This window comes from Streptomyces harbinensis, from assembly GCF_900116145.1.
Classification (GTDB): Bacteria; Actinomycetota; Actinomycetes; order Streptomycetales; family Streptomycetaceae; genus Streptomyces; species Streptomyces carpaticus.
Map to the genome: position 1 here is coordinate 341,836 of NZ_FPAB01000001.1, position 16,919 is coordinate 358,754.

Sequence of the window (16,919 nt, forward strand, 5' to 3'; positions counted from 1 at the left end):
TTACTTCCCCGAGACTTCCCGCGCGAACCGCTCGACCCAGTCGGTGCGGTTGGCCGTGATCTCCTCCGGGGAGAGCGTCCGGTAGCCCATCTCCACCGGGTCGCCGGCGTTCTCGCCCATCAGTCCGGTGAAGGACGGGGCGGCGGTCACGTCGGGCCGCACCGGGAGGTCGGTGGCGATGGACGCCTCCTGGGCCTCCTGGGAGAGCATGTAGTCGATGAAGGCGTACGCGCCCTCCAGGTTCGGGGCGCCCTCGGGGATCATCAGCCGGTTGGTCGCCATGTAGCGGCCCTCGTTCGGCGGGATCCAGCCGATCGGCTGGCCGGAGGCGACCAGCGGCGGGACGAAGCCGATGATCGTCGGCACGGCGAGGATCTCGCCCTGGGAGATCAGGTTCGAGACCTCGGTGGTCGAGGTGTAGAACTGGAGCACGTCCGGCGCCCAGTCACCCATGACGGAGAAGGCGGTGTCCACGTCGTAGGGGCCGCTGCCGTAGGCCTCGGCGATTCCGGAGACGGTGAGCTGGCCGGCGGTCGCCGAGATGTCGGGCAGCGCCACCTTGCCGGCGAGTGCGGGGTCCTCGAACAGCGACCACTCGGCGGCCTCCTCGGAGGTGATCTCGTCCGAGCGGTAGAGGATGCCGTTGAGCTGGTAGGTGTAGGCCGGTCCCGCGTAGGCGTCGTCCACGGCGAACTCGTTCAGCTCGGCGAGGTTGGGCACGTCCTCGGCGTCGAACCGCTGGAACAGGTCCTGTTCCTGGCCGAGGGCGGCGAAGGTGTCGGAGATCAGCATCACGTCCACGCCCGGGCTGCCGCCGGAGAGCTGGAGCTGGGTGAGGCGGTCGGCGTTGCTGCCGCTGTCGATCTCGACCTTGGCGCCGGTGGCCCGCTCGAAGGGCTCCACGATGTTGGTCTGGAAGTCCTCCACGCCGAACGGGAAGGTGCTGACGACGATGGTGGAGCCGGCCAGCTCACCGCTCTCGCCGGATCCGGAATCCGAGCCGGACCCGGAGCCGCAGGCGGTGAGGGTGAGCAGGGCCGCAGTGGTGCCGGCGGCGAGCACGCCGCCACGCAGCTTCGGTATTGCCATGATGTCCGTGAGCCTCGCTTTTCTGGTGGTGCGGGGTTGGTGCGGTGGAGCGGTGATGCGGTGGAACGGATCGGGGGCCCGGCGTCAACGATTTCAGGCGCTGAGCCGCACCAGATGACCGGGGTCGGCGCCGACGGTGACCCGGCCGCCGGGCAGCAGGGCCGGCAGGTCCCGGGAGTCGATGGCGTCGCGGCGGACCGAGGCGATCAGCGGCACGGTGGCGCCCGTGGCGTCCACCGCGTCGAGGGCGACCCGCAGTTCCACGCCCCGGTAGGCGATGGAGGTCACGGTCGCGGGGACGGCGGTGGCCGGGGCCGTGCCGTGGCCGGCCGCCTCCAGGTGCTCGCCGCGCAGTTCGAGCAGTTCGGGGCGGACGGTCACCAGTCCGCGGCCGGGCAGTTCGAGGAAGTTCTCGTAACCGAGGAACTCGGCCACGAACCGGTTGGCCGGGGCGGGGAAGAGCTCGTCCGGCGGGCCTTCCTGCATCACCCGGCCGCCGTTCATCACCACCATCCGGTCGGACATCTCCAGCGCCTCCTCCTGGTCGTGGGTGACCAGGACGACGGTGAGGCCGGCCTCGGCCTGGATGCGGCGGATCTCCTCGCGCATCTGCACGCGCAGCCGGGCGTCGAGGTTGGACAGCGGTTCGTCCAGGAGCAGCAGCCGGGGGCGGATCACGATGGCGCGGGCGAGCGCGACGCGCTGTTGCTGGCCGCCGGAGAGCGCCTTGGGGCGCCGGTCGGCGAGATGCCCGAGCCCGACCAGTTCCAGCGCCTCGGCGACCCGCCGGGCCCGCTCGGCGCGCGGGACCTTGCGCAGCTTGAGGCCGTAGCCGACGTTGTCGGCGACGCTCATGTGCGGGAACAGCGCGTAGGACTGGAAGACCATGCCCAGGCCGCGCTTCTCCGGCGGTGTGCGGGTGACGTCCTCGCCGCCGATCCATATCTGGCCCTCGCTGGGGGCGAGGTAGCCGGCGAGCATCCGCAGCGAGGTGGTCTTGCCGCAGCCACTGGGCCCGAGCAGGGTGGTCAGCTCGCCCTCGCGGATGGTCAGGTCGAGGCCGTCGACCGCGGTGAAGTCTCCGAAGTGGCGGCTGACCGCCACGAACTCGGCGGCGGTGGTCATCGGTTGATCCCTCCGAAGATGCGGGCGAAGCCGAGGATCCGCTCGGCGGCGAAGGCGAGTACGACGGTGCCGGCCAGCAGCAGCGTGGACATGGCGGCGACGATCGGGGTGTAGTTCTGCTGCACGTAGTCGAGCATGGTGACCGGCAGGGTGCGGAAGTCGCGGGACTGGAGCAGCAGGGAGATGGGGACGTTGTTGAAGGAGGTGACGAAGCTGAGCAGCGCCGCGGAGATGATGCCGGGCCGCAGCACCGGCAGGGTCACCGTCCAGAAGCTGCGCCACGCCGAGGCGCCCAGGCCCCGGGCCGCGTCCTCCAGCGCGGGGTCGGCCAGCGCGAGCGAGGCGCCGGTGACCCGGACCGTGTAGGGGAGCAGGATCGCGGTGTGCCCGATGAGCAGGGTCCGGAAGTTGTCCATCTCCAGGTGGATCATGAACTGCTGGAAGAGGGCGAGGCCGACGACGAGTTCGGGCAGGATCAGCGGCGAGAGGAACAGCCCCTCGACGACCGACTTGCCGGGCAGCCGGCCGCGCATGATGGCGAGGGTGGCCGGGATGCCGATGCCCAGCGCGAGCACGGTGGAGATGAGCGCGAGCTGGAGGCTGGAGACCAGGGCGCGGGTGAACGGCTCGTAGGAGATCGCCGCTTCGAACCAGCGCAGCGAGAGGCCCTCGGGCGGGAAGGTGAGGGCGTCGCCGTCGGTGAACGCGGTGGCCACCACGAACAGGATGGGCACGATCATCACGACATAGCCGAGGAAGGCCAGTGTGACGGCGATGGGGCTGGAACGCTTCATCGGGAGACCGCCTTCGCCCGGGTGATTGCGGTGGACAGGCTGTAGACGACGAGCACCAGCACGGTCATGATCAGCGCGGTCGCGGACGCGGCGGCCCAGTCGAGGCTGACGCCGGAGTACCGGAAGAGCTGGGTGGCGAGCATCGTCTGCCGGGAGCCGCCGAGCAGGTACGGCGTGGTGTAGGCGGTGACGGCGCCGGCGAACACGAGGGTGGCCGCCATGGCGATGCCGGGCATCGACAGCGGGATGGTGACGCTCCACAGGGTGCGCATGCGCCCGGCGCCGAGGCCGCGGGCCGCCTCGTCGAGGTTGGCGTCGACCTGGGCGACGGCCGAGTAGCAGGTGATGATCGCCAGCGGCAGGAAGAGCTGGGTGAGGCCGAGCACCACGGCGAGTTCGGTGTAGAGGAGCTGGGGCGCGGGGTCGGCGAGTCCCAGGCCCTCGATGGTCTGCCCGACGACGCCGTTGCGGCCGAGGACCACCAGCCAGCCGTAGGTGCGGACGACGTTGCTCAGCAGCAGCGGGAAGATCGCGAGGGCGAGCAGCACGCCGGCCCAGCGGGAGCGGGAGCGGGCGAGCAGGTAGGCGGTGGGGAAGCCGAGGACGAGGCACAGGCCGGTGACGGTCAGGCCGATGCGCAGGGTCCGCCAGATGATGGCGAGGTCGTAGGGGTCGCTGAGCATGCGGCCGAGCCGGTCGAAGACCTCGCCGGTGGAGACCCTCGGCGGCGACAGCAGCATGGTCAGCGCGGGTATCACCACGCCCGCGACGAGCAGGACGAGCCCGGGGAGCAGCAGCACCAGCGCGATGCGGCGCGAACGGATCATGTGGTTTCTCGGTGGGTTCTCTCGGTGGTACGGGGCGGTGCTCGACCGGCGCCACAACGGTGGGGTGGGGGGTGGTGGTGTCTGCGACGGCCCAACGCAACCGGTTGCGCAATCGGTTGTGCAACCGGTTGTGGTGACAGTAATGTCCGACTGCGGAACTTCTCCAGCGGTGCTCACTAACGATACGTAAATGTTGCAGACGCCCGCGTAACTCTGTGTAATATTCCTTCAGGTCACCGTGACGGTGCCGGATCGCTATGGGGGTCGTGTGCCAACGCTGGACGATGTCGCCCGGCTCGCGGGAGTCTCCAAGTCCACGGCCTCCAGGGCGCTGGGCCGGCCCGCACTGGTGGCGCCCGAGACCGCGGTGCGGGTCCGCGAGGTCGCCGAGCGGCTCGGCTTCGTGCCCAACCGCGCGGCCTCCGCCCTCGCCCGGGGCCGCACCGGAGTGGTGGCCGTCGTCGTCCCCACCCTGGAGAACGCCTTCTTCCCCCCGATCGTCGGCGGCGCCCAGCAACGGGCCGCCGACTGCGGGCTCCAGCTCACCGTGGTGGTCAACGGCCTGGAGACGGACGCGGACGTGGCGGCGCTGGCCCGGCTCTCGGCCCAGGTCGACGGGTTCCTGCTGACCGCGCCGCGCGGCTCGGACGCCCAGGTGGCGGCCTCCTGCGGATACAAACCGGCCGTGTTGATCGACCGCGAACTCCCCGGCGTGCCCTCGGTGGTGGCCGATACCGCCACCGCCTTCGCCACGGTGGCCCGGCACTTCGTCGAGCGCGGCCACCGGCACATCGCCCTGGTCGGTGGCACGGACCGCTCCTGGCAGAACGGCCGGCGCATGGCGGCGGTGCGCGCCGTCACCGAGGAGACCTCGGCGGTGCTGACCGCCTTCGGCCCGCTGCCGCCCACCTTCGGGGCCGGTACCCGGATAGCCCCGGCGGTGGCGACCTGCGGCGCGACCGCCGTCATCCCGTACGCCACCGCGCTCGGGCTCGGCATCGTCTTCACCCTCGGGGCGCGCGGCATCCGCATCCCCGACGACATGGCGGTCACCATCGAACGCCCGGTGGCCGAGGCCCTCGGCTTCTCCGCCATGCCCTCCATCGACGTGGACGGCGCCCAGCTGGGCGGCACCGCGATGGACGTGCTGCGCACCCACATGACCACCGACCGCGCCGTACCGCCCCCGCCACCCGCCCGGCTGCGGCTGTCCGTCCCGGTGGTACTGCCCTGATCCCGCCGATTGTGGCCGGGTAACGACCAACCGAAACACGCGCCTCCGCTTCCGGGCTACCTTCCCTGGCGTTCATGACAGCCCTGCTCGGGAGGTTCGTTGAAAGCACGGAAGACGAGATCGATCGCGGCGGTCCTCGTCACCGCAACGGTGCTGGCGCTGACCGCCGGCCCGACCGGCGCCGCCGCCCTGCCCACCGCACCGCCGGGCTCGGGCGCGGGCGCCACCCTCACCCTGATCACCGGCGACCGGGTGCTGCTGGACGGCACCGGCGCGGTGAGCGCCGTCCAGCGCGGCGAGGGACGCGAGCACATACCCATACGCGTGGCGGAACACGAGGGCACCACCCTGGTGGTGCCCTGGGACGCGGAGGCGCTGATCGCCGAAGGGACGCTGGACGCCGCCCTGTTCGACGTGCGCGAGCTGACCCGGGAGGCGTACCGCTCCTTCGACGGCACCCCGCTCATCGTCTCCTACGAGGACGGCTCCCGGGCCGTGACGGACACCCTGCGCGCGGACGACGGCATCGAGGTCCGGGCCCGGCTGAACGCGGCGTCGGCCGACGCGCTCACCGTGGAGGACGAGAGCACCGCCACCCTGTGGGAGACCGTGACGCACTCCGGTCCCGCTCCCGAGGACACCCTCTCCCCCACCGCGGCCCCCGGTATCAAGGCGGTCTCGCTGGACCGGGTGCGTGAGCCGAGTCTGGAGCACAGCACGGGCCAGATCGGGGCCGACACCGCCTGGGAGGCGGGGTACGACGGCAGCGGGGTGACCATCGCGGTGCTGGACACCGGGATCACGGCGGACCACGGTGACTTCGGCGACCGGATCCGGGGAAACGCCGACTTCACCGACGAGGGCACCGCGGACACCGAGGGCCACGGCACCCATGTGGCCTCCATCGCCGCCGGATCGGGCGACCGCTCGGACGGCACCTACCGGGGTGTGGCACCGGGCGCCGACCTGCTGATCGGCAAGGTCCTCGGCGAGCGCGGCGGCCTGGACTCGTGGATCATCGCGGGCATGGAGTGGGCCGTCGACGAGGGCGCCGACATCGTCAACATGAGCCTGGGCGCCGCCGCGTGGCCCGGTCACGACCCGCTGGTGGAGGCGGTCGACCAGCTCTCCGAGGCGCACGAGGACGTGCTGTTCGTCATCGCGGCCGGCAACGACGGCCCGGACGAGGAGACCGTGGGCTCCCCCGGTATCGCCGCCGGCGCCCTGACCGTCGGCGCCGTGGACCGGGACGACACCGTCGGCGACTTCTCCTCGGCCGGCCCGGTGCCGCTGCGCGACGGCGCGCTCAAGCCGGACCTGTCCGCGCCGGGCGTCGAGATCGTCGCCGCCGCGGCACCCGGCAGCGCCGCGGAACTCACCGGAACACCGGTGACCGACGGGTACCTCGGGCTCTCCGGCACCTCGATGGCCACCCCGCACGTGGCGGGCGCCGCCGCCCTGCTGCGCCAGCGGAACCCGGAGCTGACCGGCGCGGAGCTCAAGAGCACGCTCGTCGGCTCGGCCACCGCCATCGACGCCGCGCCGGCCCGTACCGGGACCGGCCGCCTGGACCTGGTGCGCGCTCTCGACCAGACGCTCACCGCCGGCTCGGCCGCGCTCGACTTCGGCACGGTGCCCTTCCCGTACGGCGGCGCCGACCGCATCACCCGGGAGATCACCTACCGCAACAGCGGGGACCAGGAGCTGACGCTCGGCCTCGAACTGTCGGGCGGCGCCCCGGAGAAGCTGTTCAGCCTCGGCGCCGACACGGTGACCGTACCGGCCGGCGGCACGGCCACCGTCGCGGTCACCGCCGACCCGGCGACGCTCCCCGCCTCGGCGGCCGGCCACTACGGCCTCGTGGTCACCGGCACCGCCGGCGACCAGCAGATCCGTACGGCCGGCTCCCTCACCCTGGAACCCGAACTCGTCGACATCACCGTCGAGATCACCGGCCACGACGGCCGGCCGGCGGAGGGCGCCCGGCTGTTCGTCGTCGGGGAGGAGGACGGCTTCAACGTCCTGAGCGAGGACGGTATCGCCACCGGGCGGGTACAGGCCGGCGACTACCTCATCGAGGTGCTCGCCCCCAGCCCCTGGGACGCGGGCCCCGACGACACCCGCACCGACTGGGCGCTGGCCCCGGTGATGACACTCGACGCCACCACCACGCTCCAGGTGGACCTGCGCGAGACCGAGCCCCTGGACTTCACCGCGCCCGACCCGGCGGCCGTTCCGAACGAACTCGCCGCCGCGTACACCACCCCCGACTCCGGCTTCTGGATGTGGTACTTCGGCGCGCCACCGGACGGCGTCAGCTCGCTGGCGATCCCCGGCGCGGGGCACGACGGCCTCACCCTGTCGCTGGCTTCCTTCCACACCGGGCAGGACGGCGAGCAGTACCACGGGTATCGCGAGCTGACCGACACCTTCCCCACCGGCCTGGACAACCACCCCGCACCGGCGGACGTCGCCCAGGTCACCGCGGTGGCCGGCACCCGGCTGCCCGGCTCGTCCGGCTACGTCGGCGCCGTCTCCCCCGGCTTCGGGCTCGGCCTCGGGGCCGACACCGAGCTGCCCGGCACCGTCGAGCTGTATCTCCAGTCCGGCGCGCCGTGGGGCATCACCGCCTCCCAGTACGACGCGGACGGGATGCTGGTGCAGACCTCGCGCGACCCGCAGCGGGAGTTCGCCCCCGGCCGGGAGCACACCGTCACCCTCAACTCGGGTGTCTTCGGGCCCGCTCACCCCGTCGGCGGGGCGTTCGTCCGCGACGGGAACCTGCTGTGGGGAGAGCTGTCCTTCTTCACCCCGGGCAGCGCCGAGGACGGCTGGAGCGAAGCGCTCCAGGGCCGTACCCGCGTCTACCGCGACGGCGAACTGGTGCGCGACCTCGCCGAGCACATCGGCTACCTCGCCTTCGGGCTGCCCGCAGGTGAGTCCGAGTACCGGATCGTCTCCACCGCCTCGCGCGCCGATCTCGGCTACACCGACGTGTCCACCGAGGTGACGGTCGATCACACCTTCCGCTCGGACACCACCGCCGGCCCCGAGCCGGTCACAGGGCCGCTGGCCGTGCGCTACGCCCCGGAGCTGGCCGCGGACAACACCGCGCCGGGCGGCGCGGCCGGGTTCCCGGTGCCGCTGTCGGTGCAGGGCGGTACGGCGGTGTCCCTGGCCGTCGAGGTGTCGGTGGACGGCGGCGAGAGCTGGCACACCGTCCACGACGGCGCGGGTGACATCGGCGCGGTCGCGGTGGACAACCCGCCCGCCGGCGGCTCGGTGTCGCTGCGTGCCACGGCGGTCGGTCCGGACGGGCACCGCACCGTCCAGACCATCATCGACGCCTACCGCACCCACTGACCGGGCCCCGCGCGGCGCGGGGCCATTGGGAGGAGAGGAACGGCCCCGGCGGCCTGTCGGCCGGGGCCGTTCCGGCGTGCCTGGCAGCGTGCGGTGGGGCGGGCGCGGGAGTGCGCACCTACGGCGGACGAGGGAGTCGGATGCAGATCGGGTACAAGCTGGCGGCCGAGGGGTACGGCCCGGCGGAGCTGGTACGGCAGGCGGTGCTCGCCGAGCGGGCCGGGTTCGACTTCGTGGAGATCAGCGACCACTACCATCCCTGGCTGGACAACCAGGGCCACTCCCCGTTCGCCTGGTCGGTGCTGGGCGCGATCGCCGCACGGACCGAACGGATCGGTCTGGCGACCGGGGTCACCTGCCCGACCGTCCGCTACCACCCGGCGATCATCGCGCAGGCCGCCGCCACGCTGGCGCTGCTGTCCGAGGGCCGGTTCACACTCGGCGTCGGCTCCGGGGAGCGGCTGAACGAGCATGTCGTGGGCCGGGCTTTCCCCGACTCGGTGCGGGTCAGGCACGAGATGCTGCGCGAAGCGCTGGAGATCATCCGGCTGCTGTGGCAGGGCGGTTACCGCTCGTACGAGGGCCGGCATCTGCGGCTGGAGGACGCGCGGGTGTTCGATCTGCCGTCGAGTCCGCCGCTGCTCGCGGTGGCCGCCGGGGGCGAGCAGGCCGCCCGCATCGCGGCGGAGCTCGGTGACGGGCTGTTCGCGACCGAGGCCCGCGAGGACCTGGTCCGCCACTACCGGGACGCGGGCGGCGGCGGCCCGCGCTACGTCGAGGTGCCGATGGCGTGGGCCCCCGACGAGGCGACGGCGGTGCGGGCCGCGCTGGAGACCAGCCGGTGGGCGCTGACCGGCTGGAAGGTGATGAGCGAACTCCCCAACCCTGTCAACTTCGCCGCGGCCTCCGCCACGGTGCGGGAGGAGGACATCCGCGAGCACTTCGCCTGCGGCCCCGACCCGGCCCGGTACATCGAGGTGGTCCGCCCGTTCGTCGAAGCGGGCTACGACCGCCTGGTGATGCAGAACGCGGGCCCCGACCCGGACGGCTTCATCGAGTTCTTCCGCACCGAACTGGACGACCGCATCCGCTCACTGCACCCGGCCGGCTGACCGGCCGGGTGCCGCGCGGCCCGGTCCGGGAGGTCAGCCGGTGAACAACTGTGTCGCCTTGCGGGCCAGTTCGTACACCCCGTAGGCGAGGGGGACGCCCACCCACAGCCAGGAGAAGACGATCAGCGCCCGCCGGCCGGACGGCGCGGCTGGTGGGTCGTGCGGGTCAGTCCGTGCCATGGGTGGCCTCCTTCGGGGAGGGCGGGGCGGCGGGGGCGGGGAGGTGGTGGCGCGGATGGACCGGGCGGACCAGTTCGTTGGCGAGGAACCCGACCACCAGCAGGCCGATCATGATGCCCAGGGACAGGGCGTACAGGTCGGGTCCTTCCTTGCCCGCCGCCGCTTCGCGGTCGGCGAGCCAGTTGACGATGAGCGGGCCGAGGACACCGGCGGTGGACCAGGCGGTGAGCAGCCGGCCGTGGATGGCGCCGACCTGGTAGGTGCCGAAGAGGTCCTTGAGGTAGGCGGGGATGGTGGCGAAACCGCCGCCGTAGAAGGAGAGGATCACCAGGGTGCAGATCACGAAGACCGGCTTGGACGCGCCGCCGAACAGCGCGATCAGCAGATACATGAGGGCGCCCGCGCCGAGGTAGAGGCGGTAGACGTTCTTGCGGCCGATGAGGTCGGAGGTGGCCGACCAGCCGAGGCGTCCGGCCATGTTGGCGGCCGAGAGCAGCGCCACGAAGCCGGCCGCGGCGGATGCGGTGACCGGGGCGCTGGAGGTCGCGAAGAAGTCGGTGATCATCGGCGCGGCCTTCTCCAGGATGCCGATGCCGGCTGTGACGTTCATGCACAGCACCACCCACAGGCACCAGAACTGCGGGGTGCGGACGGCGCTGCGGGCGGAGACCCGGATGCCGTCGCCGCTGCCGGGTGCCGCCGGGTCCGGTGCGCCGGCGGGCGCGGGGCGGGGGCGCGGCACCCGGATCAGCAGGACGCCGAGCGACATGAAGACGGCGTATGTCAGCCCGTGCACGAGGAAGGCGAGGGCGATGCCGGTGTGGTCCTGGCCGAAGGAGTCGAGCATCCGGGCCGACCAGGGGGAGGCGATCAGCGCGCCGCCGCCGAATCCCATGATGGCGATGCCGGTGGCGAGCCCCGGCCGGTCGGGGAACCACTTGATGAGGGTGGATACCGGGGAGATGTAGCCGATGCCGAGGCCGATGCCGCCGACCACCCCGTAGCCGAACACGATCAGCCAGTACTGGGAGGTGGCGGCGCCGAGGGCGGAGAGCAGGAAGCCGGAGGAGAAGCAGACCAGGGCGACGGTCATCGCCCAGCGCGGGCCGTGCCGTTCGACCAGCGTGCCGCCGAACGCGGCCGACAGACCCAGCATCACGATGCCGAGCTGGAACGGCAGCGCGCTCTGGGTGCCGCTGAGGCCGAGGGCGGATTCGAGGGGTGGTTTGAAGACGCTCCAGGCGTACGCCTGGCCGATCGAGAGGTGGACGGACAGGGCGGCCGGGGGAACGAGCCAGCGGCTCCAGCCGGGTGGGGCGACGGGGGCGCTCATGGGGCGCAACGGTAGGAACCCGTGGGGCGGTTGGGAAGGGTCCTGACGGCACCGGCGCACGCCGTGGTGGCGCGGTTACCGGGCCGCCGCCCGGCGGATGCCGTACGCCGCCGCGCCGAGCGCCAGGACCGCCGTGCCGGTGAGGACGGAGGTGGCCGGCAGCGCGCAGGCCAGCACCAGGCAGCCGGCCAGGCCGAGGACGGGGACGGCCCGGGGCGGCCGGCCCTCGTCGGCGGTGAGGGTGAGGGCGGAGGCGTTGGCCACCGCGTAGTAGACCAGCACGGCGAAGGAGGAGAACCCGATGACGCCGCGCACGTCGGTCGTCGCGGCGAGCACCGCGACGACGGCGCCGACGCACAGCTCGGCGCGGTGCGGGACGCGGAAGCGGGGATGCACGGCGGCGAGGGTGTGCGGCAGATGGTGGTCGCGCGCCATGGCGAGGGTGGTGCGCGAGACACCGAGGATCAGGGCGAGCAGCGAGCCGAGCGCGGCCACCGTGGCGCCGGTGCGCACCACGGGGGCCAGCCAGTCGGCGCCGGCGGCGCGCACGGCTTCGGAGAGCGGCGCGGTGGACTGGGCGAGGGCGGCCGGGCCCAGCACCGCGAGGACGGCGACGGCGACGGCCGCGTACAGGGCCAGGGTGATGCCGAGGGCGAGCGGGACGGCGCGCGGGATGGTGCGGGCCGGGTCGCGTACCTCCTCGCCGAGGGTGGCGATGCGCGCGTACCCGGCGAAGGCGAAGAACAGCAGGCCGGCCGCCTGGAGTACGCCCGCCGCGGTGGTGTCCGCACCGACGGCGAGCCGCGCCGTGTCGGCTCCCGGTGCGGTGAGGGCGGCGATGACGACGGCGAGCAGCACGGCCAGGACCAGGGCCACGATCGCCCGGGTCAGCAGCGCGGACTTCTGTACGCCGGCGTAGTTGACGGCCGTCAGCAGCACGACGGCGGCGACCGCGACCGCGTGCTGCTGCCCGGGCCAGGCGTAGGCGCCGACGGTGAGGGCCATGGCCGCGCACGAGGCCGTCTTGCCGACCACGAAGCCCCAGCCGGCCAGGTAGCCCCAGAACTCGCCCAGCCGTTCCCTGCCGTAGACGTAGGTGCCGCCGGAGGCCGGGTAACGGGCGGCGAGCCGGGCGGAGGAGGTGGCGTTGCAGTAGGCGACGGCGGCGGCAAGGGCGAGGGCGATCAGGAGCCCGGAGCCCGCCGCCCGCGCGGCCGGGGCGAGCGCGGCGAAGATCCCGGCGCCGATCATGGAACCGAGGCCGATGACCACGGCGTCCGTGGTGCCCAGGTGCCGGCGCAGCGCGTCGGGGGTGGGGCGGGGGTGGTGTGCTGCGCTCATGTCCCGGCCTTTCGGTGGCGCGTCCGCACGCTATTACACCCTCCCCGGGTGGCGGGGTGCCGGGCGCCCCCGGGCCGGACGCCGCGGCGGTGTCAGGGCGGTGCGGCGCCGCGGCGGGCGGCGGCGGCCAGGACGTCGGCGAGGTCGTCCAGGCGGTCCAGGGTGTGGAGGGTGCGGGCCATCCGGGGGTGGTGGGCGAAGCGCTCGCGGTGGCGGTGGAGGAAGGCCCAGTAGCCGGTGGTGTACGGGCAGGCGCGGTCGCCGGTGCGGTCCGAGGGGCGGTAGGCGCAGCCGTCGCACAGGTCGCTCATCCGGTGGATGTAGGCGCCGCCGGTGGTGTACGGCTTGCTGGTCATCGCGCCGTCGTCCGCGTACTGGGACATGCCCAGGACGTTGGGCAGCATCACCCAGTCGTAGCCGTCCACGAAGCAGCGGTGGAACCAGTCGGTGACCGCGGCCGGGTCCCAGCCGTCCTGGAGGGCGCGGCTGCCCAGCACCATCAGGCGCGGGATGTGGTGGGTCCAGCCGGTGTCGCGGACCTGGGCGAGGGTGGTGGACAAGCAGCGGGCCCGTACGGCGTCGGCGTCCAGGTCGAGGAACCAGCGCGGCAGCGGCTCGTGGTGGCCGAGCGCGTTGCGGTCGCGATAGGCGGGGCCGAAGTGCCAGTACAGCTGCCACACGAACTCCCGCCACCCGGCGACCTGCCGGATGTAGCCCTCGGCGCTGTTGAGCGGGGCGTTCCCGGACCGCCAGGCCAGTTCGGCGCGGCCCACGCACTCGGCCGGGTCGAGCAGTCCGAGGTTGAGGGAACTGGAGAGCAGGCTGTGGGCGAGGACGCCGTCGCGGGCGAGCATGGCGTCCTCGTAGCTGCCGAACGCCGGCAGCCGGTGGTCCACGAAGTGGCGCAGGGCGGCCAGTGCCTGCCGCCGGGTGGCGGGGAAGCGGCGCGGGCCGTCCCGGCCGGCGAAGGAGACCAGGCCCTTGCGTTCCCACCGGTCGAGGTCGTGCCGGACCTCTTCGTCGATGGCGTCTTCCTTGGCCTGCCAGGGTCGCGGGACCGGGAGCCGGTCGTGGTCGCGCGGCGGGGGTTCGCGGTTGTCGTGGTCGAGGTTCCAGGTGCCGCCGGCCGGGCCGCCGTCGTCCATCAGCAGGCCCTGTGAGGTGCGCACCCACCGGTAGAAGTCCTCCATGCGCAGGCCCTGTGCGCCGCGCCCCTCGGCCCAGGTGGCGAAGTCGGCGCGGGAGGTGAGGAATCCGCGGGGCTCCAGCACGTCCACGCCGTCCAGGGAGGTGACGAAGTCCAGCGCGGCGCGGGAGGTCGGGGCGTGGACGGTCAGCCGGTCGCCGGAGCGCAGCGCCGTGCGCAGGCCCTGCCGGTAGGTGTCGGCCCGTACGTAGCGGACGCGGTCGCCGAGTTCGGCGGCGCGGTGGCGCATGGCGGAGAGGACGAGATGGGCCTTGGCGCGGTGGAACCGGCGGCGGCGCAGGACCGAGCGGGCCTCGATCATCAGCAGCGGTGCCCCGCGGTCGCAGCCGCCGTGCCGGGGGTCGGTGAAGCGGGGGCCGAGCTGGTCCCCGAAGAGCCAGTGCGTCCGTGCGGCCATGGTCCGTCCTCGGCTTCCGCGCGGGGGGGGTGGAGGGGGCGTCACGCTCAGGGTAGGGCGGTGTGGGCCGGGCCGCGCGTCCGGCGGGCCGCGTCGGAATCCGTCGCCGGGGTAGGTGGGGTGGACGGTGCAAGCTGGGAAGACGGAGTTTCCGAGGGATCAGGAGGGTGTGCGGCATGGACAGTACGGCGTTGCGGGTGATCGGGGCGGCCACGTGCGCGTACGGGGTGGCGGTGGCGGTCAGGCCGCGCTGGCTGGCCCGGCCGTCCGGGTTGGGCGGGGACGCGCGGGTGGATGCCGCGCTGCGGCCGGTGGGGCTGCGGGACGCCGTGTCGGGGGCGGCCATGGTGCTGGCGCCGGAGGGGCCGGCGCTGCGGACGGCGGCGCTGGTGCGGATCGCCGCCGATGTCGGGGACGCGGTGGTCCTGGGGCGGACGCTGGAGGGGGTGTGGCGGCGGCGGGGCGCGGTGGCGGTGTCGCTGGCCTGGGGGGCGTTGTCGGCGGGTGCGCTGGTGGCGCCGCACCGGGTGTCCTCCCGGGGGCGTGGCGGCGGGGCGGGGCGGCCGGTGGCCTCCCCGGCCGCCGGCTGAGGGGTCGCCGGGCGCCGCGGGCCGGGGGCTGTTCCCCGGCCCGCGGTGTCCGGTTCAGCCGTCCGAGACGCTGACCTCGAAGCGCTCCCAGACCCGGTGCCGGCCGAGCAGCCGGGCGATGTCGTCCCAGACGGCCGCCGGGTCGCCGGTGCGGACGACGCCGGGGGCGGCGGCCGGGATACCGGCCGCGTCCAGTACGGGGTCGGCGCCGCCCCAGGCGCCGATGGCCTTGCCGTGCCGGTACGCCTCGGACACCAGCAGGACGACGCGCGGGTCGGGGTCGCCCGGCGCGGTGGTGTCGCCGGCCTTGGCGTCCCGGGCGGGGAAGGCGTCGGCGCCCGGCGCGGGGACGCCCGCGAGGAGGATGGCGTCGAACTCGACGGAGCGGGCCGTCGCGAAGGTGCGCTGCACGGTGAGCGCGTCCTCGCCGCTGCCCAGGGTGCCGCCGGCGGGTGCGATCACCAGCGGCAGCAGACCGGAGGTCAGCAGGGTGTGCCGCACCGCGCGTACCCCGTCCAGGGCGGCGGGGTCGGCGCCGTCGGTGACGATGCCGATGACGCGTCCGTCCAGCGGCCAGGTCTTGCCGAGCTGGGAGAGCGCCGGGGAAGCTGACACGGCGGGCAGGTCGTCGGGGGACTGCGGGGCGGGCAGGCCGAGGCCGGCGGCGACGCGCCGGCACAGTTCGGGGTCGATGCGGGCCAGGGAGAGGAGGTTGCGTTCCTTGATGGCCTGCTCGTAGCACTTGCCGAGTTCGAAGGTGTAGGCGGCGATGATGTGTTCGCGTTCCACGGCGCTCATGCTGAGCCAGAACCGGCGCGGCTGGCTGAAGTGGTCGGCGAAGGTCTCCGGTGCCTGGCGCACCTTGCGGCCGGCGGGCACCTCGACGGGCACCTCGATGTACGCGCCTTCGGCCGCGCCGGCCAGGAACGGGCAGCCGCCGTCCAGGGAATTGGGCCGGTAGGGGGCGACGCCCTGGTGCACGGCGGTCTGGTGCATGCCGTCCCGCAGCATGTCGTTGACCGGGGCGTGGGTGCGGTTGATGGGCAGCTGGGCGAAGTTGGGGCCGCCGAGCCGGGAGATCTGGGTGTCCAGGTAGGAGAAGAGCCGGCCGGCGAGCAGCGGGTCGTCGGTGATGTCGATGCCGGGGACCAGGTGTCCGGGGTGGAACGCCACCTGTTCGGTCTCGGCGAAGTAGTTGGAGGGGTTGGCGTTCAGCGTGAGCAGCCCGATGGGGTGCACGGGCGCCAGTTCCTCGGGGACGATGTTGGTGGAGTCGAGCAGGTCGATCCCCTCGAACATCTGCTCCTCGGTGTCCGGGAAGATCTGCACGCCCAGTTCCCACTGGGGGTACGCGCCGGCCTCGATCGCATCCGCCAGGTCCCGGCGGTGGAAGTCGGGGTCGACTCCGCCGGCCAGCTGTGCCTCTTCCCAGACCTGGGAGTGGATGCCGAGCTTGGGCTTCCAGTGGAACTTGACCAGGGTGGTCTCGTCGCGGTCGTTGACGAGCCGGAAGGTGTGGATGCCGAAGCCCTCCATCATCCGGTAGGAGCGCGGGATGCCCCGGTCGGACATGTTCCACAGGGTGTGGTGGGTGGCCTCGGTGTGCAGGCTGACGAAGTCCCAGAAGGTGTCGTGCGCGCTCTGGGCCTGGGGGATCTCCCGGTCGGGGTGGGGCTTGCCGGCGTGGATGATGTCGGGGAACTTGATGGCGTCCTGGATGAAGAACACCGGGATGTTGTTGCCGACCAGGTCGAAGGTGCCTTCGCTGGTGTAGAACTTCGTCGCGAAGCCGCGGGTGTCGCGGACCGTGTCGGCCGATCCGCGCGAGCCGAGGACGGTGGAGAAGCGGACGAAGACGGGGGTGGTGACGTCCTTGGCCAGGAACGCGGCCTTGGTGATGTTGCCCGCGGTGCCGTAGCCCTTGAAGTAGCCGTGGGCCGCCGCTCCCCGGGCGTGCACGACGCGCTCGGGGATCCGCTCGTGGTCGAAGTGGGTGATCTTCTCCCGCAGGTGGTGGTCCTGGAGGAGGATCGGGCCGCGCGGACCCGCCTTGAGCGAGTGGTCCGTGTCGTACAGCCGGTTGCCCTGGGCGGTGGTCAGGTACGGGCCGCCCTGGGCGACGCGTTCGGCCGCCGTGCCGGAGTCCTGTCCGGTGGGGGTGACCGTGGCCGGGCCGCTCTGGTCCGTCTTGGGTGGCAGCGGGCCTCGCGGCTCGGTGGGCTCGTCGAGGGCGGGGGCTTCGACGGACGGCCGCCCGGGGATCCCGTGGGCGGCGTCGGTCGCGGACTGCGAGGAATGGGACACGGGGCTCCTTAGGCAGGGCGGAA

13 protein-coding genes are annotated in these 16,919 nt (G+C 73.1%); 4 read left to right on the top strand and 9 right to left on the bottom strand.

Going from position 1 to position 16,919, the window contains the following annotated elements:
• The 4 genes from BM385_RS01675 to BM385_RS01690 all read right to left on the bottom strand — a co-directional run bounded on the left by BM385_RS01675 (nt 1) and on the right by BM385_RS01690 (nt 3,835).
• Nucleotides 1–1,089, bottom strand: coding sequence for an ABC transporter substrate-binding protein (locus BM385_RS01675; RefSeq protein ID WP_106438378.1), 1,089 nt, complete (start codon nt 1,087–1,089; stop codon nt 1–3).
• 93 nt (nt 1,090–1,182) lie between these two features.
• The gene (locus tag BM385_RS01680; protein WP_093841942.1) at nt 1,183–2,214 is read right to left on the bottom strand and encodes an ABC transporter ATP-binding protein; all 1,032 of its coding nucleotides are present in this window, start codon (nt 2,212–2,214) and stop codon (nt 1,183–1,185) included.
• Nucleotides 2,211–3,008 (bottom strand): ABC transporter permease, encoded by a 798-nt coding sequence (locus BM385_RS01685; protein ID WP_093841943.1) that lies wholly within the window; start codon nt 3,006–3,008, stop codon nt 2,211–2,213. Before BM385_RS01685 ends, BM385_RS01680 begins: the two co-directional genes overlap by 4 nt.
• Nucleotides 3,005–3,835, bottom strand: coding sequence for an ABC transporter permease (locus BM385_RS01690; protein ID WP_019432733.1), 831 nt, complete (start codon nt 3,833–3,835; stop codon nt 3,005–3,007). Before BM385_RS01690 ends, BM385_RS01685 begins: the two co-directional genes overlap by 4 nt.
• 268 nt (nt 3,836–4,103) lie before the next feature.
• Between BM385_RS01690 and BM385_RS01695 the strand changes: the two genes are divergently transcribed.
• The 3 genes from BM385_RS01695 to BM385_RS01705 all read left to right on the top strand — a co-directional run bounded on the left by BM385_RS01695 (nt 4,104) and on the right by BM385_RS01705 (nt 9,544).
• Nucleotides 4,104–5,069 (top strand): LacI family DNA-binding transcriptional regulator, encoded by a 966-nt coding sequence (locus BM385_RS01695; protein ID WP_019432734.1) that lies wholly within the window; start codon nt 4,104–4,106, stop codon nt 5,067–5,069.
• A 99-nt stretch (nt 5,070–5,168) separates the two neighbouring features.
• A complete protein-coding gene (locus BM385_RS01700; RefSeq protein ID WP_093841944.1) occupies nt 5,169–8,432 on the top strand; it encodes a S8 family peptidase in 3,264 nt (1,087 codons plus the stop codon).
• Nucleotides 8,433–8,572: 140 nt separating this feature from the next.
• Nucleotides 8,573–9,544, top strand: coding sequence for a TIGR03557 family F420-dependent LLM class oxidoreductase (locus tag BM385_RS01705; RefSeq protein WP_093841945.1), 972 nt, complete (start codon nt 8,573–8,575; stop codon nt 9,542–9,544).
• A gap of 33 nt (nt 9,545–9,577) precedes the next feature.
• Here BM385_RS01705 and BM385_RS26965 read toward each other — a convergent pair whose 3' ends face one another.
• The 4 genes from BM385_RS26965 to BM385_RS01720 form a co-directional block, all read right to left on the bottom strand.
• Entirely contained in the window at nt 9,578–9,724 is a 147-nt protein-coding gene (locus BM385_RS26965; protein ID WP_175542894.1) for an MFS transporter small subunit, read from the bottom strand.
• Nucleotides 9,711–11,057, bottom strand: coding sequence for an L-lactate MFS transporter (locus BM385_RS01710; RefSeq protein ID WP_093841946.1), 1,347 nt, complete (start codon nt 11,055–11,057; stop codon nt 9,711–9,713). Before BM385_RS01710 ends, BM385_RS26965 begins: the two co-directional genes overlap by 14 nt.
• Nucleotides 11,058–11,132: 75 nt before the next feature.
• Nucleotides 11,133–12,398 carry an APC family permease gene (locus BM385_RS01715; RefSeq protein ID WP_093841947.1) on the bottom strand — a complete coding sequence of 422 codons (1,266 nt, stop codon included), beginning with the start codon at nt 12,396–12,398 and terminating at the stop codon, nt 11,133–11,135.
• Nucleotides 12,399–12,490: 92 nt separating this feature from the next.
• A complete protein-coding gene (locus tag BM385_RS01720) occupies nt 12,491–14,002 on the bottom strand; it encodes a cryptochrome/photolyase family protein (RefSeq protein WP_093841948.1) in 1,512 nt (503 codons plus the stop codon).
• Nucleotides 14,003–14,178: 176 nt separating this feature from the next.
• Here BM385_RS01720 and BM385_RS26970 point away from each other — a divergent pair, with 176 nt between their 5' ends.
• Nucleotides 14,179–14,592: a hypothetical protein gene (locus tag BM385_RS26970; RefSeq protein WP_019432741.1), complete on the top strand. Its 414-nt coding sequence runs from the start codon at nt 14,179–14,181 to the stop codon at nt 14,590–14,592.
• A 54-nt stretch (nt 14,593–14,646) separates the two neighbouring features.
• Here the strand turns inward: BM385_RS26970 and BM385_RS01730 are convergent, their stop codons facing one another.
• On the bottom strand, nt 14,647–16,896 hold the full coding sequence (locus tag BM385_RS01730) for a catalase (RefSeq protein WP_093841949.1): 2,250 nt from the start codon (nt 16,894–16,896) through the stop codon (nt 14,647–14,649).
• Nucleotides 16,897–16,919 lie beyond the last annotated feature (23 nt).